Genomic DNA, 22,644 nt, shown 5'->3' with positions numbered 1-22,644 from the left:
ATCCAAGGGGAACCCGTTGTCGCTCGTGTCCGACCCGACGCCGGCGCCGCTGTATGCGCGCGTCAAGCAACACATCAGCAGCAGGATTGCCGATGGCAGCTGGCCGCCCCATCACCGCGTGCCGTCCGAGACCGAGCTGGTCGAGGCGCTCGGCGTAAGCCGCATGACCGTGCACCGCGCGCTGCGCGAGCTGACCGCCGAGGGCATGCTGGTGCGGCTGCAGGGGGTCGGCACCTTCGTTGCTGAACCGAAGCGCCGGACCGCGCTGTATGCGGTCAACAATATCGCCGATGACATCGCGTCGCGCGGACACCGCCATCGCGCCCGCGTGGTCAGCCTGGCGGCGGAGCGCGCCGGTCCGGCGCAGGCCGCCGCGCTGGAGGTCGCGCTGGAAGCGCGCGTGTTCCATTCGGTGATCGTCCACTATGAGGACGACGTGGCGATCCAGCTGGAGGACCGCTATGTCAATGCCGTGGTCGCGCCGGATTACCTGGCGCAGGACTTCACCAGCGAAACCCCTTACCAGTACCTGTCCCGCATCGCCCCGCTGACCGAGGGCGAGCATGTCGTCGAAGCGGTGCTGGCCCTGCCGGAAGAGTGCGAGCTGCTCGCCATCGCGCGGGGCGAGCCCTGCCTGCTGATCCGGCGCCGCACCTGGTCCGCCGGCCGCGTGGTGACATCGGTGCGGCTGGTGCATCCCGGTTCGCTGCATCGGCTGGAAGGCCGGTTTACTTCCTAGGCCGGGTGCCTCAACCCAAACTCCCTCCGCGTTTGTAACGCAAGCGTCGCATCTGGCCGCCCTGTCGTACGGGATTACCCCGATTCATACGAACTTGTATATACAGGAATATACATGCCTATGCGTTGATCGACAGCGCGCGTTCAGACCCGCCAGACCGAAGGAGTTACCCGTGAGCCAGACCCCCACCCAACCCACGCGTTTCCGCGACACCGAAATCCGCGCGCCGCGCGGCACCCAGCTCACCGCCAGGAGCTGGCTGACCGAAGCCCCGCTGCGCATGCTGATGAACAACCTCGACCCCGAGGTGGCGGAGAACCCGAAGGAACTGGTGGTCTATGGCGGCATCGGGCGCGCGGCGCGCAACTGGGAATGCTATGACCGCATCGTCGAAGCCCTGACCCGGCTGGAGGACGACCAGACCCTGCTGGTGCAGTCGGGCAAGCCGGTCGGCGTGTTCCGCACCCACCGCGACGCGCCGCGCGTGCTGATCGCCAACTCCAATCTGGTGCCGCACTGGGCCAATTGGGAGCACTTCAACGAGCTCGACGCCAGGGGCCTGGCCATGTACGGCCAGATGACCGCCGGCAGCTGGATCTACATCGGCAGCCAGGGCATCGTCCAGGGCACGTATGAAACCTTCGTCGAAGCCGGTCGCCAGCACTATGGTGGCGACCTGAAGGGCCGCTGGGTGCTGACCGCGGGCCTGGGCGGCATGGGCGGCGCGCAGCCGCTGGCCGCGACGCTGGCCGGCGCCTGCTCGCTCAATATCGAATGCCAGCAGAGCCGCATCGATTTCCGCCTCAAGACCCGCTATGTCGACGAGCAGGCCACTGACCTGGACGACGCGCTGGCCCGCATCGACCGCTACACCGCGCAAGGCAAGGCGATCTCCATCGCCCTGTGCGCCAACGCCGCCGAAGTGCTGCCAGAACTGGTGCGCCGCGGCGTGCGCCCCGACATGGTCACCGACCAGACCAGCGCGCACGACCCGCTCAACGGCTACCTGCCCGCCGGCTGGAGCTGGGACGAATACCGCGAGCGCGCGCAGCGCGAGCCGGCCGTGGTGGTGAAGGCCGCCAAGGCATCCATGGCCGCGCATGTGCAAGCCATGCTGGATTTCCAGAAGCTGGGCGTGCCGACCTTCGACTACGGCAACAACATCCGCCAGATGGCCAAGGAAGAAGGCGTGGCCAACGCCTTTGACTTCCCCGGCTTCGTGCCGGCCTATATCCGCCCGCTGTTCTGCCGTGGCATCGGCCCGTTCCGCTGGGCCGCGCTGTCGGGCGATCCGCAGGACATCTACAAGACCGACGCCAAGGTCAAGGAACTTATCCCTGATGATGCGCACCTGCACCGCTGGCTCGACATGGCGCGCGAGCGCATCAGCTTCCAGGGCCTGCCGGCGCGCATCTGCTGGGTCGGCCTGGGCCTGCGTGCCAGGCTGGGCCTGGCGTTCAACGAGATGGTGCGCAGCGGCGAGCTGTCGGCGCCGGTCGTGATCGGCCGCGACCACCTGGACTCGGGCTCGGTCGCCAGCCCCAACCGCGAGACCGAAGCGATGCAGGACGGCTCGGACGCAGTCTCTGACTGGCCGCTGCTGAACGCGCTGCTGAACACCGCCAGCGGCGCCACCTGGGTCTCGCTGCACCACGGCGGCGGCGTGGGCATGGGCTTCTCGCAGCATTCCGGCGTGGTGATCGTGTGCGACGGCACCGACGAGGCCGCGGCGCGCATCGCCCGCGTGCTGCACAACGACCCGGCCACCGGCGTGATGCGCCATGCCGACGCCGGCTACCAGATCGCCGTCGACTGCGCGCGCGAGCAGGGCCTGGACCTGCCGATGCTGCGCGACTGACCCGGCCTTCAAGAACCCAGTGTTTGCGCCCCGCTCCCGCTTGCGGGAGAGGGGCGCAAACCGATGCATTCCACAGGAGACAACCGCATGCCATCCGATACCACTGCACCCGCCTACGATGGTGTTGGTGTCGCAGGCGCCCAGGCCGGCGCCCCCACCCCCGCCCTGTCGCGCACGCGCGCCATTGCCGCCATCACCATCGGCAACGGCCTCGAGTTCTACGATTTCGTGGTCTACAGCTTCTTTGCCACGCTGATCGGCCGGCTTTACTTCCCCGTCGACAATCCCACCGGCCAGTTGCTGATGTCGTTCGCCACCTTTGGCGTCGGCTTCCTGATGCGGCCGCTCGGCGGCCTGCTGATCGGCATGTATGCCGACCGTGCCGGGCGCAAGCCGGCCGTGGCGCTGACACTGTGGCTGATGGGGCTGAGCTCGCTGATCTTCGTGGTGACGCCGCCGTACGCGCAGATCGGCGTCCTGGCACCGATCATGGTGGTGGTCGCCCGGCTGGTCCAGGGCTTCGCCATCGGCGGCGAGATGGGTGCCTCGACCGCGCTGCTGCTGGAATACGCCGACGACCGCACGCGCGGCTTCTATACCGCCTGGCAGCCGTTCAGCCAGGGCCTGGCCGCGCTGCTGGGCGCGGTCACCGGCCTGCTGCTGAGCAACCTGCTGGCGCCGGCCGAGCTGGCGTCCTGGGGCTGGCGCCTGGCCTTCCTGATCGGCATCCTGGTGATCCCGGTCGGCCTGCTGATCCGCCGCCGCCTGGAAGAGACCGCCACGCCCGCGCACCACGGCGAACACGCCGCGCAATGGCCGCTGCTGCGCCGCCATGCGCGCGAGGTCTTTGCCAGCATCCTGCTGATGATCGGCCTGGCGTCTTCCACTTATATCGTCGTCTACTACCTCAGCAACTACGCCGTGAGCGTGCTGAAGATGCCGCTGTCGCTGGGCATCTGGGCGGGCTGCGTGGCCGCCGCGGTGCAGGTGGCGCTGTCGCCGTTCGCGGGCTGGCTGGCTGACCGCGTCGGCCGCAAGACCGTGGTGCTGTGGTCGCGCGTGGCGCTGCTGGCGATGGTCTACCCGGCGTTCGTGCTGATCAATGCCGAGCCCTCGCTGGCGCGGCTGCTGGTGGTGGTGGCCTGCCTGTCGGTGCCGATGTCGATGACCGCGCCGGCATCGATGGTGCTGGTCAGCGAGGTGCTGCCCAAGCGCCTGCGCGCCACCGGCCTGTCGATCGCCTATTGCGTGGCCATTGCCATCTTCGGCGGCTTTGCGCAGTACTTCTCGACGCAACTGATCCAGGCCACCGGCAACGTCAATGCTCCCGCGCTGTACGTGATCGGCTGCGGCCTGTTGTCGCTGCTCGGCTTGCTGATGGTGCCCGAAACGCTGGGGCGGCGGCTGCAATGAGCGACCTGGCAGACTTCGCGCCGGCCGTGGCCGCTGCGGCCGCCGCCGGCCACGATACGGTCTGGCGCGGCCGCCGCGATACCGGCGAGGCGGGCGACACCCGCCGCCTGTTCGATATCGTCGCCGGCCCGGCCACGCCGCGCACGCCCGGCGTGCCGGTGCTGCTGGGCTTCTGCTGCGACGCCGGCGTGGTGCGCAACCAGGGCCGGCCGGGCGCTGCGGGCGGCCCGCGCGAGCTGCGCCGCGCCCTGGCCGGCGTGCCGGCGCACGGCATCGGCCGCCTGATCGATGGCGGCGACATCCACTGCGAAGGCGATGCGCTGGAGTCCGCGCAGCAGCGGCTGGGCCAGGCCGTGGCCGCGGAACTGGCGGTGGGCGCCTGGCCGCTGGTGCTGGGCGGCGGGCATGAGGTGGCCTGGGGCACGTGGCAAGGGCTGCGCATGCACCTCGATGCGCGCGGCGACCGCGGCCGCGTGCTGATCGTCAACCTCGACGCGCATTTCGACCTGCGCGGCAGCCGCCCCGGCAGCTCCGGCACGCCCTTCGACCAGATCGCCGCCGACTGCCGGCAGCGCGGCATGCCGTTCGACTACGCCTGCCTGGGCGTCAGCCGGCTCGGCAACACCGCCGCGCTGTTTGCGCGCGCGCACGCGCTGGGCGTGCGCCATGTCGAGGACACCGACATGCAGGAGCGCCACCTGGACGCGCGCCTGTCCGAACTGGAGCGCTGGGTCGCCGACGCCGACCACGTCTACCTGACCATCGACCTCGACGTGCTGCCCGCCGCGGTCATGCCCGGCGTCTCGGCCCCGGCCGCCTATGGCGTGCCGGTGGCGGTAGTCGAGACCATCGCCACGCTGCTGCGCGACAGCGGCAAGCTGCGCGTGGCGGATATTGCCGAGTTCAATCCGCTATACGACCGCGACGGCTGCGGCGCGCGCGTGGCCGCGCGCCTGTGCTACCGCCTGCTGGGCGGCTAAGGCTACCGTTTTTAGGTGCCCCAAAGTCGCCGGACCTTGCCCAGGCAAGGTGTTCTCCCTCTCCCCTCATGGGGAGAGGGCCGGGGTGAGGGGTGGTCCAGCAAGGAACCACTTCAAGCGGGCCTTCGGTTTTTTCCACCGCCGTGGCTGCGCCCGGCACCCCGCCCTCGCCCCTAAAAACCGGGGGTTAACACCTAGAACGCCGTTCGGATTCCCGAACGGCGTTTTCGCGCGCCCATCCGGGTTCCCGAACCGTGCGCCGGGATCACATCATTTTCTCCTTTTCTTTCAATAACTTGCGCCACGCGAGCAAGGCCTTTCCGCTGGCACGGCGCGTGCAATATAGGCCGCCGCTCACAGCGCCAGACAGGTACGCCGGCACGCTCCAGCGTCCCGGCCGATGCCGAAAAAACAAAGGAGGACACACCCATGACCGACCCCGCCTTGCCCACCCCAGTCGCCATCCCGGCGCATCCCCGGCACCTGTTGCCGCGCTGAACCCTGACACGGCCGGGCCGGCGCCCCGACGTCGCCCTGCCTCCTGCAATACACAGACGCCCGTCCCGGCCCCGGGAACGGTCGCACAGGCCTGATCCACGATGAAACTGAATCGACTGCCCACCCTGATCTTCATTGCGATGCTGCTAGGCGTGCTGGCCGGCACCGCCGCGCACAACCTGGCGCCGGACGCCGCCACCGCCAAATCGATTGCGGACCACCTGTCCATCCTGACCGACGTGTTCCTGCGGATGATCAAGATGATCATCGGGCCGCTGGTGTTCGCCACGCTGGTAGCTGGCATCGCCAGCATGGGCGACGGCCGCGCCGTCGGCCGCATCGGCATGAAGGCGATGATGTGGTTTATCGGCGCCTCGATCACCTCGCTGCTGCTGGGCCTGGTGATGGCCAACCTGCTCGAGCCCGGCCACGGCATGAACCTGCCGCTGCCGCCGGCCGACGCCGCCTCGAACCTGAAGACCGGCGCGCTGAACCTGCGCGACTTCATCGCCCACATGTTCCCCAAGAGCTTTGCCGAGGCGATGGCGCATAACGAGATCCTTCAGATCGTGGTGTTCTCGCTGTTCTTCGGCTTTGCGCTGGGCACGGTCAAGGACGGCGTGGGCAAGCCCGTGCTGCAAGGCATCGAGGGCCTCGCCGCGGTGATGCTGAAAGTCACCAACTACGTGATGGCGTTTGCGCCGGTGGGCGTGTTCGGCGCGATCGCCGCGGTCATCACCGCGCAAGGCCTGGGCGTGCTGCTGGTGTACGCCAAGCTGATCGGCAGCCTGTACCTGGCGCTGGCGCTGCTGTGGGTGGCGCTGATTGCCGGCGGCTACTACTTCCTGGGCCGCGACGTGTTCCGCCTGCTCAAGGGCATGCGTACGCCGCTGATGATCGGCTTCGCCACCGCCAGCAGCGAATCGGCCTACCCCAAGGTGATCGACCAGCTGACCCACTTCGGCGTCAAGGAGCGCATCACCAACTTCGTGCTGCCGCTGGGCTACTCGTTCAACCTGGACGGCTCGATCATGTACACCTCGTTTGCCGCGCTGTTCGTGGCGCAGGTGTATGGCATCCAGCTGTCGCTGACCCAGCAGATCACCATGCTGCTGGTCCTGCTTGTCACCAGCAAGGGCATCGCCGGCGTGCCGCGCGCCTCGCTGGTGGTGGTCGCCGCCGTGCTGCCGATGTTCGGCCTGCCCGAGGCCGGCATCCTGCTGGTGCTGGGCATCGACCACGTACTCGACATGGGTCGCACCGTGACCAATGTGCTCGGCAACGCGATTGCCACCGCCGTCGTCGCCAAAAGCGAAGGCGCCATCGGCGCGCCGGTACCGTCCGAGGAGGATGAACCCGCCGCGGATACCACCACCGGCCTGGCACCTGCCCAGGTCCTCGCGGGCAAGTAACACCGTCCGCCAGGCGTGCCAGGGCCCGGTTGCCGATCAGGCAACCGGGCCTTTTTGCGTTCGGTGCGGCCGATACCCCCCGTTGGTGTGGTAAAAGTAGGCTCCCGCGCCAAGCTCCAGCCACTGCCGGCGCGGCGGCTTTGCCACCTGCCTCACCCAACACCTGATGACCGGCCCGTTCCACCCTCCCGGCGAGACCACCCGCGCCACCGCCGCGGCCAACGGCTCGCGCCTGCCCCACGGCCTGCGCGGCGCCGCGCCGCTGCTCGCGCTGCTGGCGCTGGCCGTGCTGGTGGGGCTGGCCGGCGCGCTCGGCTACCGCTACACCTACGACACCGCGCTGGCGCGCCAGGCCGAACGCGGCCAGGTGCAGCTGCGGTTGTACACACAGGCGCTGGAAAGCGAGCTGGCACATTACGACTACGTGCCCGGCCTGCTGTCGCTGGACGAGCGCATCGCCGCGCTGCTGCTCCGCCCGGACGACGCATCGCGCGCCGCGCGCGCCAACGACTACCTGAGCGCTCTCAACACCCGCGCCGGCACGCGCGTGATCTATGTGCTGGACGCGCACGGCAAGGTGCTCGCCACCAGCAACTGGCAGCGCCCGGACAGCTACCTTGGCGAAGACCTGAGCTTCCGCCCGTATTTCCGCTCGGCCATGGATGGCCAGCTCGGCCGTTTCTACGGCGTCGGCACCACCCGCAGCGAATCGGGCTACTACCTGTCGGCGCCACTGGGCGAGCGCGACAACCCGGTCGGCGTGGCGGTGGTCAAGATCGGCCTGGAGCCGCTGGAAAACCGCTGGCAGGGCGCCGACAGCCAGATGCTGCTGACCGACGAGAACGGCGTGGTGATCCTGGCCTCGGACCCGTCCTGGAAGCTGGCCGCGCTGCGCCCGCTGTCGACCGAGGCGCGCGAGCGCCTGGCGCGCAGCCTGCAGTACAACCGCGCCCCGCTGCCGCAATTGCCGCTGGCCCTGGTGCGCAAGCTGGACAATGGCAACGGCGGCGGCAACGGCGGCGGCAACACCAGCAGCAGCAGCAGCAGCGACGAGCTGGTGCGCCTGCGCCGCGGCCCGCCGATGCTGGCCCAGCATGCCGCGCTGCCCGGCACCGACTGGCAGCTGACGCTGCTGACCAATACTTCGCAGGCGCGCGTGGCCGCGCTCAACACGGCGGCGCTGGCCGGGGTGCTGACCGCCTTCGTGCTGCTGCTGGGCGCCGCCTGGAACGTGCGCCGGCGCATCATCAATGAACGCCTGGCGGCGCGCGCGGCGCTGGAGGCGGCCAATAGCGAGCTGGAGCGCAAGGTGGCCGAGCGCACCGCCGACCTGTCCACCACCAACCAGCGCCTGCAGGCCGAGGTTGCCGAGCGCATCCGCGCCGAGACCGTGCTGCGCCAGGCCCAGGACGGGCTGCTGCAGGCCGGCAAGCTGGCCGCGGTGGGGCAGATGTCGACCGGCATCGCGCATGAGCTGAACCAGCCGCTGGCGGCGCTGCGCACGATCTCCGGCAATACCGGCAAGTTCCTCGAGCGCGGCGACTACGCCACGGTGCGCGCCAACCTCGACACCATCATCGGCCTGGTCGAGCGCATGGGCCGCATCACCGGCGCGCTCAAGTCGTTCGCGCGCAAGCCTGGCAACGGCAGGCGCCAGGCCAGGCTGGCCGAGGCGATCGACAACGCGTTGTTCCTGCTGCAGACCCGCATCGACGCCGTGCAGCCGGCGCTGCAGCGGGATGTCGATCCGACGCTGGCGGTGGTGTGCGACCCCAACCGGCTGGAACAGGTGCTGGTCAACCTGCTCGGCAACGCGCTCGACGCCGTCGCCGGCAAGCCCGCTGCGCGCATCGCGCTGCATGCGCACGTGGCCGGCGGCCTGGTCCACCTGACCGTGCGCGACAACGGCGACGGCCTGTCCGAGGAGGCCTTCGCGCGGCTGTTCGAACCGTTCTTCACCACCAAGCCGGCCGGCCAGGGGCTGGGGCTGGGGCTGACGCTGTCGGCCGGCATCCTCAACGAGAACGGCGGCAGCCTGTCCGCCACCAACCATCCGGACGGCGGCGCCTGCTTTACGCTGGTGCTGCCGCTGGCGCCGGAATCGAATTTTCAGGATGCAGAACATGCCGGCTGAGCTGACCGTATTGGTCGTCGAAGACGACGCCGACGTGCGCCTGGGCTGCGAGCAGGCGCTGCGCCTGGAGGGCATTGCCACGCGCGGCGTGGGCAGCGCCGAGGCTGCGCTGCGCGAGGCCGGCCCGGACTACGCCGGCGTGGTGGTCAGCGACATCCGCCTGCCCGGCCAGGACGGCATGGCGCTGCTGGCGCAATTGCGCGCGCGCGATCCCGCCCTGCCGGTGATCATGATCACCGGGCACGGCGACGTGGGGCTGGCGGTGCAGGCGATGAAGCAAGGCGCCTACGACTTCCTGGAAAAGCCGTTCTCGCCCGAGCAGCTGGTCGAGGCCACCCGCCGCGCGCTGGAACAGCGCCGGCTCGCGCTCGAAGTATCAGAACTGCGCGAACGGCTGGCCGGCCGCGAGAAACTGGAAACCCGCCTGATCGGCCATTCGCCCGCCGTCGAGCGGCTGCGGCGGCTGATTGCGGACCTGGCCGGCACCGACGCCAACGTGCTGATCCACGGCGAGACCGGCACCGGCAAGGAGCTGGTCGCGCGCTGCCTGCACGAGGCCAGCCAGCGCCATGCGCGCAACTTTGTCGCGATCAACTGCGGCGGCCTGCCCGAGCAGCTGTTCGAAAGCGAGATTTTCGGCCACGAGGCCGGTTCCTTCACCGGCGCTGCGCGCCGCCGCATCGGCAAGATCGAGCATGCGGAAGGCGGCACGCTGTTTCTCGACGAGATCGAGAGCATGCCGATGCCGCTGCAGATCAAGCTGCTGCGGGTGTTGCAGGAACGCGTGGTGGAACGCCTCGGATCGAACCAGCCGGTGCCGGTCAACGCCCGCGTGGTGGCCGCCACCAAGGCAGACCTGCGCGCGCAGTCCGATGCCGGCCAGTTCCGCGCCGACCTGTACTACCGACTCAACGTGATCACGCTGGAACTGCCGCCGCTGCGCGAGCGGCGCGAGGACGTGCCGGCATTGTTCGAGCATTTCGTCGCGCAGGCCGCGTTGCGCTTCGGGCGCGACGCGGTGCCGGCCACGCCGGCCGAACTGTCCGCGCTGGTGGCCTACCCATGGCCGGGCAATGTGCGCGAATTGCGCAACCTGGCCGAGCGCCACGTGCTGGGGCTGGGCTGCAACCCCGGCCACGGCGCCACCGCACCCGAGGCCATGCCGCTTGCGCAAGCGGTCGAGCAATTCGAGCGCGCGCTGATTGCCGACGCCATGCGCCGCCACGACGGCAACCTCAGCCGCGCCAGCGAAGCGCTGGGGGTGGCCAAGACTACGCTGTTCGACAAGGTGCGCAAGTACGGATTGTGAAGCGCCCGCTGAATTCACACGCGGGCGACATCGCGCCGTCGGGAACCATGACGAGGCGAGCGTGTCTGCACTGACGACCCGCTTGTCATCAGAATGCACTCAATGTGCGTTAAGAAACAAAAGCTCTGCAGATTTATGTTTTTTCCTACAGATACTTTGTCGTTTGCAGCATATTATTAGCTTCCAGCAAATCCAGCATTCAAGACATCCAATACATTCGGAGTCCGTTGCGCTTTGCTGGAAATGCACAAACGATCAAAACAACCACAAAAAGCAGTCCGGCCGGCGGGGGAGCGGGTCGGGCACACAGGGTCAGTCAACTGTTGGCAGTGACAATCGCGCGGCGCCAGTGCCAGGGGCCGCGTGCGCCATGGCGGCGCGGCTGCCATATGGACTACGGGTGATGGGATGAAACTTGATCCGGCACTGGCTGAAAAGCCTTACTACAGCACGCGTACAGCGGCAAAACTGCTCAACGTCTCACTGGGCACGGTCCAGAAGATGGTCGAGCGCGGCGAACTGGGGGCCTGGAAGACCAATGGCGGCCATCGGCGCATCCACAAGGAAACCGTGCACCGCCTGCTGGCGACGCGCATCGGGCCCGAGTCGGCATCGCCGCACGGGCTTGACCTGGTGGTGTTCCACCCCAACCACCAGGAGGCGCAGCGCATCCACAGCCAGCTTGGCAAGTGGGGCCTGCCGCTCAAGAGCGTGGTGGTCGATGATGTGCTCGACACCGTCATCACCTCGGTCAGCGAGCACCCGCGCGTGGTGCTGTACTACGTCGACGAGCTCAACGACGCCGAGTCGGCCACCGTCGAGAAGCTGCAGAACTTCTTTGCCAGCCAGCATGTGATCTTCGCGGTGATCACCAACCGCCAGGCCTATGAGGGCGTGGCCGATGCGCTGCAGCACTGGGGCATCATGGTGTTCCTGAAGACGCCCTCGCTCGAAGAGGTCAAGGGCTTCCTGCGGGCGCAGCTGATGATGGGCCGCGCCGCCTGAGGCTCACGCCACGGCCGCGGGCCGTGGCATTGGCCTGCCGGCGTCACCGCCGTTTGCCTGCGCCAGCATCCACCCGTACAGGTTGCGCGGGTCGGGCGGCATCGCCACCAGTTCCACCGCCGTGCCGGCGCGGTGCGCCTGCGCCGCGGCGTAGAGCCAGCGTAGCGCGGCATAGTCTTCCAGCGCGAATCCCACCGAATCAAACACGGTCACCTCGTCCGCCGCGGCGCGGCCGGGCGCGTGGCCGGCCAGCACCTGCCACAGCTCGGTCACGGGCGCGTCGGCCGGCAACTGCTGGATCTCGCCTTCGATGCGGGTCTGCGGTTCATACTCCACCACGATGCGCGCGCGGCGCAGGATATCGGCATGCAGTTCGGTCTTGCCCGGGCAATCGCCGCCGACCGCGTTCAGGTGCATGCCGGGCCGCACCATGTCGGGCGTCAGGATGGTGGCGCGGGTCTTGTCGGCGGTGACGGTCGAGACGATGTCCGCGCCGGCCAGCGCGGCCTCGACGGAATCGGCACGCCGGATGGCAAGGCCGGGGACGGCGGCAAGGTTGCGCACCAGCCGCGCGGTGGCGGCGGGATCGATGTCGTAGGCGGCGATCTCGCGCACCCCCAGCATCGCGTGGAACGCCAGCACCTGGAATTCCGCCTGCGCGCCGTTGCCGATCAGCGCCATGGTCGCGGCGCCGGGCCGGGCCATGGCGCGCGCCGCCAGCGCCGAAGTGGCCGCGGTGCGCAGCGCGGTGGCCAGCGTCAGGTCTGCCAGCATCAGCGGGAAGCCGGTTTCCACCTCGGCCAGCAGGCCGCAGGCCATAACCGTGGGCATGCCATGCTGTGCATTGCGCGGATGGCCGTTGACGTACTTGAACGCATACTGGCTGCCGTCGCTGACCGGCATCAGTTCAATCACGCCGCGCCCGGAATGGCTGGCCAGCCTTGCGGACTTGTCGAAATCAGCCCAGCGCGCAAAAGCCAGGCGCACCTGCGCGGCCAGCTCGACAATGGCAGCCTCGGGGCCGATCACGGCCACCAGCCTGGCGACATCGGCCGCGTCGAGAAACAGCGATCGGACGGTGTTCTTCATGACCCTCTCCCTGGCTATCCATGCCGGCCTGCGTTCAGGCGGCCGCCGCGGCCATGCCGCGCCCGCTGCTGCGGTCCAGCCGCAAGGTCATGCAATAGGCGCCGCCGCCCGACAGCATGAACGGCGAGAGGTCAACCTCACGCAACTGGTAGCCGCGCCGTCCCAGTTCCATGCGCAGGTGCGGCGTGGTGCGGGTCATTACCACCTGGTCGTCCAGATTGACGGCATTGACGCTGAAGTGGCGCAGGTCGTCGGCGCTGGCCTCGATGCGCAGCCGCGCCGGCACGCGCGCGCGCAGTTCGCGCAGCGCCGCTTCGCTGAACGCTGGCGGGTAGTACAGCACCTCGCCGCCCGACAGCGGGCAGAAGCACACGTCGAGGTGGTAGCTCTGCTCGGTGGCCAGCTCCAGCGGCACCACGTCCTTGCCGAAATAGCGCGACACCGCCAGCGCCGCCTCGTGCGACGAACGCGGGCCAAACCCAGCCCAGAAGTGGCCGCGCCCCGCGTCCCAGATGCAGTCGCCGGCGCCTTCCTGGTAGCAGCCTTCCGGCAGCAGCGCGACCTCATCGAGCAGGCCGCGCTCGCGCAGCTTGCCGAAGATGTCGGCGAACGGCATTTCCTCGCCGCGGCGCTGCGGATAGCGGAAGCGGGCCAGCAATGCGCGCCCGTCAAGCACCACGGCGGCATTCGCCGGGAATACCATGTCGGGCAGCCCGGGCGCGCCGGGCGCCACCTCCACCGCAAAACCGGCGCGGCCAAGCGCGTCGCGCAGCGCGTGGAACGCCTCCATCGCATTGCGATGCATGCCGTGCGGATCGCGCGCCCAGGCGGCCGGATCCATCCACGGATTGATGCTGTACGACACGTCATAGAAGGTCGGCTCGACTAGCAGGATGGTCGGGGTCTGGATCACGGCGGCTCCTGGTTGGCATGGGGGCGAAGGCATCCCCGCAGGGAAAGCCATCGGTCCATTCCATTCTGGTGCAAGCCCGCGTTACCCAAAAGCCAACAATCTGCGCAGTTTGCGCCTATCATTGAGCAAAACGCCAGGTGCCGCTGGCGCTTTGCCAAAGTGCCCCCACCCCCATGGATGCCACCGACCAGCAGCTGATTTCCCTGCTCCGTGACAACGCGCGCACGCCGGTGACGGCACTGGCGCAGGCACTGCGCGTGTCGCGCGCGACCGTGCAGAACCGCATCGACAAACTGGAACAGGAGGGGGTGATCGTCGGCTACACCGTACGCCTGCGGCCCGAGGCCGAGGCGCACCGCATCCGCGCCTGGATGACGATTGCCGTCGAAGGCAACAAGACCCGCACCGTGCTGCAGGCGCTGCGCGGCGAGCCCAACGTGCAGGCGCTGCACACCACCAACGGCCGCTGGGACATCATCGCCGAGCTGCGCGCCGAGACGCTCGAGGCCTTCGACCGCGCGCTCGACCGGATCCGACTGATCGACGGCATCAGCGCCACCGAGACCAGCATCCTGCTGTCGACCTACAAGTAGGCGCCGCTCAGGCCGCGGCGCGGCCGCGCAAGCGCTCGCGCCGCGATTCTTCGTGGAACACGCTGCCGGTGGGGCGCAGCAGGTCGCGCAGCGACACGATGCCGGCCAGGCGCATGGTCTCCACGCTTTCCACCACCGGCAGGCGCGCCACGCTGAGCGCCGCCATGCTGCCGGCCGCCGCACGCGCGGTCTGGCCCGGCAGCAGCACCTGCGCCGGCGCGCTCAGCAGGTCGCGGCAACGCATGCCGGGCGGCGCCTCCCCCGCGGCCAGGGCGCGGATGGCGGTGCGCTCCAGCATGCCGAGCACGCGTCCAGCGGATACCACGGGGTAGGCGCGATGCGCCGCATGTTCGCCGAAGTAGCGCACCATCGCCTCCGCCACCGGCAGGTCGGCGTCGATGGTCACCACGTTGCGCGTCATCAGTTCGTCCACATGGGCGCGCTCGAGCGGATCGACACTGTATTCGCGATAGATATGCAGGCCGCGCCGGGCAATTTTTTCGGTCATGATCGAGCGCTTCATCGCCAGCACCGAGAAGCCGTACGCCACCGCGGTGGTCAGCAGCAGCGGCAGCAGCGCCTGGGTGTCGTGGGTCAGTCCGAAGGCGAAGACGATGGCGGTCAGCGGCGCGCCCAGCACGCTGCCCAGCACGCCGGCCATGCACACCAGCGCCCACAACTGCGGCGAACCCCCTGGCAGCCACGGCGCCAGCACCACGCCCAGGCCCGCGCCCAGCATCAGCAGCGGCGCGAGCACGCCGCCCGAGGTGCCCGAACCCAGCGCTGCAATCCAGATCAAGGCCTTGACCGCCAGCAGCGCCAGCGCAATCTCGATCGCGATGCGGTTGTTCAGCAGGTCGCCGATCACGTCATAGCCCACGCCCAGCGCGCGCGGCTCGAAATAACCGCCGATGCCGACCACCAGCCCGCCCAGCGCCGGCCACCACATCCAGTGCAGCGGCAGGCGCGAGAATGCGTCCTCGGTGCGATACAGCGCCAGCGTCAGCCCCGCGCCCAGCACGCCGCACAGCAGGCCGGCCAGCACGCACGACAGCAGCGCCGGCGTGCCCGCCGCCGCGGTCTGCAGCGGAAATAGCGGCCCGGCCTCGAACAGCAGCGGGCGCAGGAAACCGGCCACCGCGCACGCCAGCGCCACCGGCAGCAAGCTGCGCGGGCGCAGTTCGAACAGCAACAGCTCCACCGCCAGCAGTACCGCCGCTACCGGGGTGCCGAAAATCGCCGTCATGCCGGCGCACGCGCCCGCCACCAGCAGCGCCTTGCGCTCGCCCGCGGTCAGGTGCAGGTATTGCGCCAGCAGCGACGCCAGCGAGCCCCCGGTCATGATGATCGGCCCTTCCGCGCCGAACGGCCCACCGCTGCCGATCACGATCCCTGACGACAGCGGCTTGAGCACCGCCACCCGCGGCGACATCTTGCTCTTGCCGAACAGCACCGCCTCGATCGCCTCGGGAATGCCGTGGCCGCGGATCTTGTCGCTGCCATAGCGGGCCATCAGGCCGACGCTCAGGCCGCCCACGACCGGCACCGCGATCACCCACGCGCCGAGCGCATGGTCCGCCGGCGAGCGCTCCGCCAGCGACAGCGTCTGATAGAAAAACAGGTTGGTGAAAAACCGGATCAGGTTGACCAGCACATCCGCCGCCACCGTGCTGAGGGCGCCGATGCCCAGCGCGATGACCGATAGCAACAGCAGGCGGCGGTTGACGGCATAGTCGCGTTTTTCGACCGGCATGACAGACGACATGGTTGGGGCTCCTTGCTCTCGTGCGCGCTTGCGCGCTCTGGTACTGCTCTGGTGCGGTGCGGCATGCCCCGGCATCGGGACGCGCTGCACCAAAGGCGGCCAAATATATCACCCCGTGATATATTACGTGCACCATTCCCAAGCGCCCCCCGTCACAAGAATGCCAACCGCCCCCGTTTCCGCCCTGGCGCATAACGCCCGTGCCTGGCTGCGCACATTTGTTCCCTTACCGGTTGCCGCCAGCCGCAAAGAGCGGCTCAAGAGCTGCTTCGGTGCCCTGCTCGGCCTGCTCTGCACCGAATGGATCAGCCACCAGACGCTGGGCGGCTTCAATCCGTGGTTTGTCGCGCCGATGGGCGCCTCGGCGGTGCTGCTGTTCGCGGTGCCGTCCTCGCCGCTGGCGCAGCCCTGGTCGATCATCGGCGGCAACCTGATCGCGGCGGTGATCGGCGTGGCCTGTGCACGCTGGATTCCGGACCCGGGTCTGGCCGCCGCCGTGGCGGTGGCCGTCGCCATCGCCCTGATGTTCCAGTTCCACTGCGTGCACCCGCCCAGCGGCGCGGTCGCCATTACCGCCGTCTTCGGCGGGCCGGCGGTCAGTGCGCTAGGCTTCGGCTTCGTGGCCGTGCCGGTGCTGTTCAATTCGATGCTGCTGCTGCTGATGGCGCTGGCCTTCAACAACCTGTCGCGGCGGCGCTACCCGCACCGTCCGCCCGAACCTGCCGTGCAGCATGGCACCAGGGACGTGCCGCCGTCGCAGCGCCTGGGCGTGACCCGTGCCGACCTCGATGCCGCGCTGAAAGTGCGCGGCGAATTCCTCGATATCGAGGAAGACGACCTCGAGCAGATCCTGGTCGCGGCGCAGCTGCGCGCCTACCGCCGCCACTTTGGCAACGTGCTGTGCGGCGAAATCATGTCGCGCGACGTGATCACGGTGACGCCGGACCAGCCCGCGCAGGAGGCCGGGCACCTGCTGTCGCGGCACCGCATCAAGGCCCTGCCGGTGGTCGACGCCACCCGCAAGCTGGTCGGCATCATCACCCAGAGCGATTTTTTTGCAGCGCAGCGCGACACCGGCGCGCGGCGTCTGGCCGGCACCGTGCGCAACCTGATGACGCGCGCCGTCGTCACCGCCCGCCCCGAGCAGCCGATGGTGGAACTGGCGCAGGCCTTCTCTGACGGCGGGCTGCACCACGCGCCCGTGATCGACGACCAACGCCGCGTAGTCGGCATGGTGACGCAGTCTGACCTGGTTGCCGCGCTGCTGAAGAGCGGTGTCATGGCGGTGCCGGACTGAGTCGCTGGCGAATGGGGTCGGTGCCCGCCGCCGCCCCCCGCCATCAACGCGATCAACCCGCGGCCTGGTGCCCATCCGCGCAACACGCCGCCCTCCCGCCGGGCGCCTCGTCCATCGTGACGACTATCCCTCTCCCCCGGGTTTCCCCTCATCCCACACCGACGTAAGCTATATTTACGCCGTCCCCGTCACACCGCCGGGGCCAAGGGAGAGCCCCACCATGAGTTCCGGCCAGTTAATTGAGAAAATCGCCGCCGTATTCGCACTGATCGTGCTGATCGGCGGCTCGCTGCTGGTGCTGGCGCCGTTCACCACGGCGCTGCTGTGGGGCGCAATCCTGGCGTTCAGCTCGTGGCACCCGTACACCGTGCTGTCGCGCTGGCTCGGCAACCGGCGCGGCCTGGCCGCGCTGATCTGCGTGCTGGTGGCCACGGTGATCGTGCTGGGCCCCTTCGTCTACGCCGGTGCCAGCTTTTCGGCGCACCTGGATGACCTGGCCGCGCTGGTCGACCGCTATATGGAGCAGGGGCTGCCGCAACTGCCGCTGTGGCTGAGCAGCCTGCCTTATGTCGGCTCCTATCTGCAAAGCTCGTGGGACAGCGTCATCAATGCCGATTCCGAGATGGTCGCCAACCTGCGCAAGCTGATCGCGCCGGTAGGTCACGTGCTGCTGGGCGCGGGGTTGTCGATCGGCGCCGGCCTGGGCCAGCTGGCGCTGTCGATCATCCTGGCGTTTTTCTTCTACACCGGCGGCGAGTTCGCCATCGCCTGGCTGCGCGCCGGCATGCGCCGCATCGCCGGCGAGCGCGCCGACCACCTGCTGGAGCTGGCCGGCAGCACCGTCAAGGGCGTGGTCTACGGCGTGTTGGGCACGGCCTTCATCCAGGCCGTGCTGGCCGGCATCGGCCTGTGGATCGCGGGCGTGCCGGGCGCCGCCATCCTGGGTTTCGTCACCTTCTTCCTGTCGGTGGTGCCGGTCGGGCCGCCGCTGGTGTGGCTGCCGGCCGCGCTGTGGCTGTACCACACCGGCGCCACCGGCTGGGCGATCTTCCTGGTGGTCTGGGGCGTGGGCGTGGTCAGCATGGCCGACAACATCGTCAAGCCGCTGCTGATCAGCAAGGGCACCGGCATGCCGTTGATCTGGATCATGCTGGGCGTGCTGGGTGGCGCGCTGGCGTTCGGCTTCCTGGGCGTGTTCATCGGCCCGACGCTGCTGGCGGTGGCCTATGCGCTGCTGCGCGACTGGACCATCGGCTCGCAGGGCGAGCTGCACCGCGACCTGCAGCAAGGCGCGGCGCTGGCGTCCCCTCCGGCGCCGGCGGCGGCCCCGGCCGTGGTCGACAATCCCGATGTGCCGCCGGCCGCCACCGGCAAGCGGTCCGGCTGATGGCGGCACACGATGCACCCGCCGCGCGGCCGGACCCCTTGCTGCCCGACACCTCGCCGGAGGCATTGCACCGGCTGGTGGCATGCGAATACTGTGACGCGGTCTATGAGCGCACGCCGATTTCGCCCGGCGAGCGCGCGCTGTGCCTGCGCTGCGGCGGCGAGCTCTACCGCGAAAGCCGGCGGCACTACCACCGCCTGCTGCCGCTGGTGATTACCGCGCTGATCCTGTTCCTGGTCTCCAACGCCTACCCGATCGTCGAGATGGACCTGAAAGGCGTGCGCACCCAGACCACGCTGCTGGGCGCGGTGCAGGCGCTGTATGCCGACCAGATGGCACTGGTGGCGGCGCTGGTGTTCGCCACCACCATCCTGTTTCCGCTGTCCGAACTGCTGATGATGGCTTACCTGCTGGTGCCGATGGCGCAGCACCGGATGCCGCCCGGCTTCGACCGCATCGTGCGCGGCATCCGCCAGACCCGGCCCTGGGGCATGATCGAGGTCTTCATGATCGGCGTGCTGGTCACGCTGGTGAAGCTGTCCACCATGGCGCGCGTGCTGCCGGGCATTGCGCTGTGGTCATTCGCCGCGCTGGTGATCGTGCTGGCGGCGATGCTGTCGTTCGACCCGCGCGACCTGTGGCGCTATCTGGAAACGCCCGCTGACGAGGCCGGGGCGGCGCACGAGGAGCCGCGATGACGGAACCGCAGCGACCGCCGCCGCGCCCGCCCGCCGCTCGGCTTGCCCGCCCGCGACAACTCGCGCGCGAGGTGGTGGCCGAACTGACCGATGACGACGAAAGCAAGCCGCTGCCGCAAGTGCCCACCGCCAGCCGCCTGGGCCTGCTGTCCTGCCACGCCTGCGACCTGGTCAGCCCGCGCACGCTGGAAGGCGCGCCCTGCCCGCGCTGCGGCGCGACCCTGCACCATCGCAAGCCCGACAGCCTGGCGCGCACCTGGGCCTTCCTGCTGGCCGCGTACATCCTCTATATTCCTGCCAACATGCTGCCGGTGATGGTGACGCAGTCCATCCTCGGCACGCAGCAGGACACCATCCTGTCGGGCGTGATCTACCTGTGGCTGTCCGGCTCGCACATGCTGGCGGTGCTGGTGCTGGTCGCCAGCATTGTCGTGCCGCTGCTGAAGATGGCGATCCTGACCTTCCTGCTGCTGTCCGTGCATTTCCGCTCGAGTTGGCGGATCCGCCAGCAGACCCGGCTGTACGGGCTGGTGGAGGTGATCGGCCGCTGGTCGATGCTCGATATTTTCGTGGTGGCGCTGCTGGCCTCGCTGGTGCGGGCCGGGGCGCTCGCCACCATCATCCCCGGCGGCGGCGCGCTCGCCTTCGGCGCGGTCGTGGTCCTGACCATGCTGGCCTCGCTCAGCTTCGATCCGCGCCTGCTGTGGGATTCGCTGGAACCTGACAATGCCCGACACTGACAACCAAGCCCCCGCGGATGCCATGCCGCCCTCGCCGCCGCCCTCGCCACCGCCGTCCGGCCTGCCGCGGCCCGAACGCCGGCGCCGCGCGCGCTGGCTGCCCTCGCTGGTGTGGCTGATCCCGATCGTCGCCGCCGTGGTCGGCATCTCGCTGCTGGTGCATACGCTGGCCTCGCGCGGGCCCGAGATCACCGTGACTTTCCGCACCGCCGAAGGCCTCACGCCCGGCAAGACCGCGGTGCGCTACAAGGACGTCGACATCGGCCTGGTCAAGTCGGTGCGCCTGGCGCGCGACCGCTCGCACGTGCTGGCGACGATCGACCTGACCAAGGACGCCGAAAACTTCGCCGTCGCCGACACCCGCTTCTGGGTGGTGCGCCCGCGCTTCGCGGCGAGCGGCGTGTCGGGGCTGGAGACGCTGCTGTCCGGCGCCTATATCGGCGTCGATGCCGGCAAGTCGAACGAATCCGCGCGCGACTTCAAGGGCCTGGAAGTGCCGCCGGTGGTAACCACCGACGCTTCCGGCAAGCAGTTCGTGCTGCGCGCGGCCGAGCTGGGGTCGCTCGATATCGGTTCGCCGGTCTACTACCGGCGCGTGCTGGTGGGCCAGGTGGTGGCCTACCAGCTGGATCCCAACGGGCGCGACCTCACGCTGCGCGTGTTCGTCAACAAGCCCTATGACAAGCTGGTCACCGCCGACACGCGCTTCTGGCATGCCAGCGGGGTTGACCTGAAGCTCGACGCCGGCGGCCTCAAGCTGTCGACACAATCGCTGGTCACGGTGCTGCTGGGCGGCGTCGCCTTCCAGGCGCCGGACCACACCACCGCCACCGAGGCCGCCGCCGAGAACACCCAGTTCCTGCTGGCGGGCGACCAGGCCGAGGCGATGAAGGAGCCCGAAGAGCTGGCCCCCACGCTGGCGGTGCTCAATTTCGACCAGTCCGTGCGCGGGCTGTCGCCGGGCGCGCCGGTAGATTTCCGCGGCGTGATCGTGGGCCAGGTGCGTTCGATCGGCATCGAGTTCCAGCGCGAGAAGCGCGCCTTCCGCATGCCGGTGGTGGTCGAGCTGTACCCGTCGCGCATGGGCTTCCGCGAACGCGACGTCGAAGACCGCGAACGCGCGCGCAAGATCATCCAGGGCCTGCTGCAGCGAGGCATGCGCGCGCAGTTGCGCACCGGCAACCTGCTCACCGGCCAGCTGTACGTGGCGCTCGACTTCTTCCCCAAGGCGGCGCCGGCCAAGGTTGACCTGGACGCGCCGATTCCGGAGTTCGCCACCACGCCGGGCACGTTCGACCAGCTGCAGGCGCAGGTGGGCGACATCATCAACCGCATCGACAAGGTGCCGTTCGACCAGATCGGCCAGGACCTGCGCACCACCGTGGCCAGCCTGAACCAGACCCTGGCCACCGCCGACAAGCTGGTGCAGCAGCTCAATGGCGATGTCGCGCCGCAGGTGCTCGCGGCGCTGCAGGATGCGCGCAAGACCCTGAGCACCGCCAACGGCACGCTCGCGTCGGACGCACCGCTGCAGCAGGACACGAGGCGCATGCTGCAGGAGCTAACGCGCACCGCCACGTCGCTGCGCGCGCTGACCGATTACCTTGAACGCCACCCTGAAGCGCTGTTGCGCGGCAAGCCGGAGAAAGAATGATGAAGCGCGTTCCGCTCACCCTGGTCTGCGCCAGCGTCGCCACGGCGGTGCTGGCCGGTTGCGCCTCGCCCGAGCCGCGCTACTACACGCTGGCGCAGGGCCCGGGCGCCGTGGCGGCGCCGGCGCCGGCGCCGGCAGCGGCCCCATCGACTGACACGCTGTGGCTCGAAGTCGCGCCGGTGCGCGTGCCGGAGCGCCTCAACCGGCCACAACTGGTGGTGCGCGATGGCGGCAACGGCAACGGCAGCGATGCCAGCCTGCGCCTGCTGGACCTGTCGCGCTGGTCCGCGCCGCTGCCGGACGAGCTGCGCGATGCGCTGTCGCAGCGCCTGCAGGCCACGCTGGGCGCGGTCGACACCTACCAGCAGGGCCTGTCCGACGTGCAACCGCTGTATCGCATCACCACCGAAGTGCTGCGGCTCGATGCCGACCTGGGCCAGCGTGCCGGCGCCACCATCAACTGGACCGTGCGGCGGCTGCCCGACGGCAAGGTGGTGAGCGGCAGGACCCAGGCCGAGTTGCCCGCGCCGGGTGCGGTCGATGGCGTGGTCGCGGCCTATCGAGAGATCGTGGCAAGCACCGCCAACGATATCGCGGCCGGCGTGCAGTCGCTGCGGCGCTAGCCGTCGCGCCGGGCGGCGGCCATTGCCGCCAGGCACTCGGCCGCGCCGCCCTGCACCAGCCGCACCGAACACGCCAGCATCAGGTTCTTGCCCAGGCCGAAGTCCTCCACGGTGAAGCCGCGCTCATCCAGCGGCGTGCCGTCCGCATCGGTGGCCACCGTGACGCGCTCGCGCAGCGTGCCGGAATCGGCGCTGTAGCCCCACACGGGCTTCTGCAGTGCCACGGCAAAGCCGACCTCGAACGCGGTGCCGGAATCGGGTTCGCCGGGGCCGCGGAAGTCATCGAGGTTGGCCATCACCAGGTCCGCGCGCCGCAGCAGCGCAAGATTGGCGTCATAGATCCAGCGCGCGGTGTCGGGTCCGCTGCGGCCCGCGGGCGCGGCCTGGTCGAGCGGATACAGCCCGGTGAAGCCATGCGCCGCGCACAGCGCCTTGAGGTGCTCGCCCCAGGCGCGCGCATCCGTGCGAAACACGTCAAAGCCGGCGAGGTAGATGGTGGTCATGGCGGGTGAAAGAAGCATGGCGTGGCGGCAAGCC

At 69.2% G+C, this 22,644-nt stretch carries 19 protein-coding genes; 15 read left to right on the top strand and 4 right to left on the bottom strand.

Annotated elements, in window-relative coordinates; all coding sequences use genetic code 11:
* The first annotated feature begins 16 nt into the window (after positions 1 to 16).
* The 8 genes from hutC (at position 17) to ACOCMH_RS20010 (ending at position 11,348) form a co-directional block, all read left to right on the top strand.
* Positions 17 to 739: a histidine utilization repressor gene (gene hutC, locus ACOCMH_RS20045; RefSeq protein WP_427312690.1), complete on the top strand. Its 723-nt coding sequence runs from the start codon at positions 17 to 19 to the stop codon at positions 737 to 739.
* Between the two features lie 172 nt (positions 740 to 911).
* The gene (hutU, locus tag ACOCMH_RS20040) at positions 912 to 2,597 is read left to right on the top strand and encodes a urocanate hydratase (protein ID WP_427312689.1); all 1,686 of its coding nucleotides are present in this window, start codon (positions 912 to 914) and stop codon (positions 2,595 to 2,597) included.
* Between the two features lie 87 nt (positions 2,598 to 2,684).
* Positions 2,685 to 4,010: an MFS transporter gene (locus ACOCMH_RS20035; protein ID WP_427312688.1), complete on the top strand. Its 1,326-nt coding sequence runs from the start codon at positions 2,685 to 2,687 to the stop codon at positions 4,008 to 4,010.
* Complete coding sequence (gene hutG / locus ACOCMH_RS20030) at positions 4,007 to 4,990, top strand: formimidoylglutamase (protein WP_427312687.1); 984 nt, start codon at positions 4,007 to 4,009, stop codon at positions 4,988 to 4,990. Before ACOCMH_RS20035 ends, hutG begins: the two co-directional genes overlap by 4 nt.
* A 599-nt stretch (positions 4,991 to 5,589) precedes the next feature.
* The gene (locus tag ACOCMH_RS20025) at positions 5,590 to 6,900 is read left to right on the top strand and encodes a dicarboxylate/amino acid:cation symporter (protein ID WP_427312686.1); all 1,311 of its coding nucleotides are present in this window, start codon (positions 5,590 to 5,592) and stop codon (positions 6,898 to 6,900) included.
* A gap of 166 nt (positions 6,901 to 7,066) precedes the next feature.
* A complete protein-coding gene (locus ACOCMH_RS20020) occupies positions 7,067 to 9,034 on the top strand; it encodes a sensor histidine kinase (protein WP_427312685.1) in 1,968 nt (655 codons plus the stop codon).
* Positions 9,024 to 10,343 carry a sigma-54-dependent transcriptional regulator gene (locus ACOCMH_RS20015; protein ID WP_427312684.1) on the top strand — a complete coding sequence of 440 codons (1,320 nt, stop codon included), beginning with the start codon at positions 9,024 to 9,026 and terminating at the stop codon, positions 10,341 to 10,343. Before ACOCMH_RS20020 ends, ACOCMH_RS20015 begins: the two co-directional genes overlap by 11 nt.
* 408 nt (positions 10,344 to 10,751) lie before the next feature.
* Positions 10,752 to 11,348, top strand: a complete 597-nt coding sequence (locus ACOCMH_RS20010) for a helix-turn-helix domain-containing protein (RefSeq protein WP_171514019.1) — start codon at positions 10,752 to 10,754, stop codon at positions 11,346 to 11,348.
* A 3-nt stretch (positions 11,349 to 11,351) separates the two neighbouring features.
* Here ACOCMH_RS20010 and ACOCMH_RS20005 read toward each other — a convergent pair whose 3' ends face one another.
* A complete protein-coding gene (locus tag ACOCMH_RS20005) occupies positions 11,352 to 12,437 on the bottom strand; it encodes an ornithine cyclodeaminase (protein WP_427312683.1) in 1,086 nt (361 codons plus the stop codon).
* 34 nt (positions 12,438 to 12,471) lie between these two features.
* Positions 12,472 to 13,350, bottom strand: a complete 879-nt coding sequence (locus ACOCMH_RS20000) for a dimethylarginine dimethylaminohydrolase family protein (protein ID WP_427312682.1) — start codon at positions 13,348 to 13,350, stop codon at positions 12,472 to 12,474.
* A gap of 173 nt (positions 13,351 to 13,523) precedes the next feature.
* Here ACOCMH_RS20000 and ACOCMH_RS19995 point away from each other — a divergent pair, with 173 nt between their 5' ends.
* Positions 13,524 to 13,943: an Lrp/AsnC family transcriptional regulator gene (locus tag ACOCMH_RS19995; RefSeq protein WP_171514022.1), complete on the top strand. Its 420-nt coding sequence runs from the start codon at positions 13,524 to 13,526 to the stop codon at positions 13,941 to 13,943.
* A 7-nt stretch (positions 13,944 to 13,950) separates the two neighbouring features.
* Here ACOCMH_RS19995 and ACOCMH_RS19990 read toward each other — a convergent pair whose 3' ends face one another.
* Positions 13,951 to 15,708, bottom strand: coding sequence for a chloride channel protein (locus tag ACOCMH_RS19990; RefSeq protein WP_427312681.1), 1,758 nt, complete (start codon positions 15,706 to 15,708; stop codon positions 13,951 to 13,953).
* A gap of 160 nt (positions 15,709 to 15,868) precedes the next feature.
* Here ACOCMH_RS19990 and ACOCMH_RS19985 point away from each other — a divergent pair, with 160 nt between their 5' ends.
* The 6 genes from ACOCMH_RS19985 to ACOCMH_RS19960 all read left to right on the top strand — a co-directional run bounded on the left by ACOCMH_RS19985 (position 15,869) and on the right by ACOCMH_RS19960 (position 22,107).
* Positions 15,869 to 17,005, top strand: coding sequence for an HPP family protein (locus ACOCMH_RS19985; protein ID WP_171514024.1), 1,137 nt, complete (start codon positions 15,869 to 15,871; stop codon positions 17,003 to 17,005).
* Positions 17,006 to 17,225: 220 nt separating this feature from the next.
* The gene (locus tag ACOCMH_RS19980; RefSeq protein WP_427312680.1) at positions 17,226 to 18,392 is read left to right on the top strand and encodes an AI-2E family transporter; all 1,167 of its coding nucleotides are present in this window, start codon (positions 17,226 to 17,228) and stop codon (positions 18,390 to 18,392) included.
* A complete protein-coding gene (locus tag ACOCMH_RS19975; RefSeq protein WP_427312679.1) occupies positions 18,392 to 19,090 on the top strand; it encodes a paraquat-inducible protein A in 699 nt (232 codons plus the stop codon). Before ACOCMH_RS19980 ends, ACOCMH_RS19975 begins: the two co-directional genes overlap by 1 nt.
* Positions 19,087 to 19,830 (top strand): paraquat-inducible protein A, encoded by a 744-nt coding sequence (locus ACOCMH_RS19970; protein WP_427312678.1) that lies wholly within the window; start codon positions 19,087 to 19,089, stop codon positions 19,828 to 19,830. The genes ACOCMH_RS19975 and ACOCMH_RS19970 overlap by 4 nt, the downstream gene beginning before the upstream one ends.
* Positions 19,817 to 21,484, top strand: a complete 1,668-nt coding sequence (locus ACOCMH_RS19965) for an intermembrane transport protein PqiB (protein WP_427312677.1) — start codon at positions 19,817 to 19,819, stop codon at positions 21,482 to 21,484. Before ACOCMH_RS19970 ends, ACOCMH_RS19965 begins: the two co-directional genes overlap by 14 nt.
* On the top strand, positions 21,481 to 22,107 hold the full coding sequence (locus tag ACOCMH_RS19960; protein ID WP_427312676.1) for a PqiC family protein: 627 nt from the start codon (positions 21,481 to 21,483) through the stop codon (positions 22,105 to 22,107). The genes ACOCMH_RS19965 and ACOCMH_RS19960 overlap by 4 nt, the downstream gene beginning before the upstream one ends.
* On the opposite strand, the gene ACOCMH_RS19955 is transcribed toward ACOCMH_RS19960, so the two are convergent.
* On the bottom strand, positions 22,104 to 22,610 hold the full coding sequence (locus tag ACOCMH_RS19955) for a nucleoside 2-deoxyribosyltransferase (RefSeq protein WP_427312675.1): 507 nt from the start codon (positions 22,608 to 22,610) through the stop codon (positions 22,104 to 22,106). The two genes, ACOCMH_RS19960 and ACOCMH_RS19955, sit on opposite strands and share 4 nt — an antisense overlap.
* Between the last annotated feature and the right edge of the window lie 34 nt (positions 22,611 to 22,644).

The organism is Cupriavidus sp. H39 (assembly GCF_050271075.1).
In the GTDB taxonomy this organism is placed as follows: Bacteria; Pseudomonadota; Gammaproteobacteria; order Burkholderiales; family Burkholderiaceae; genus Cupriavidus; species Cupriavidus necator_B.
This window is presented reverse-complemented; position numbering and strand designations above follow the sequence as displayed.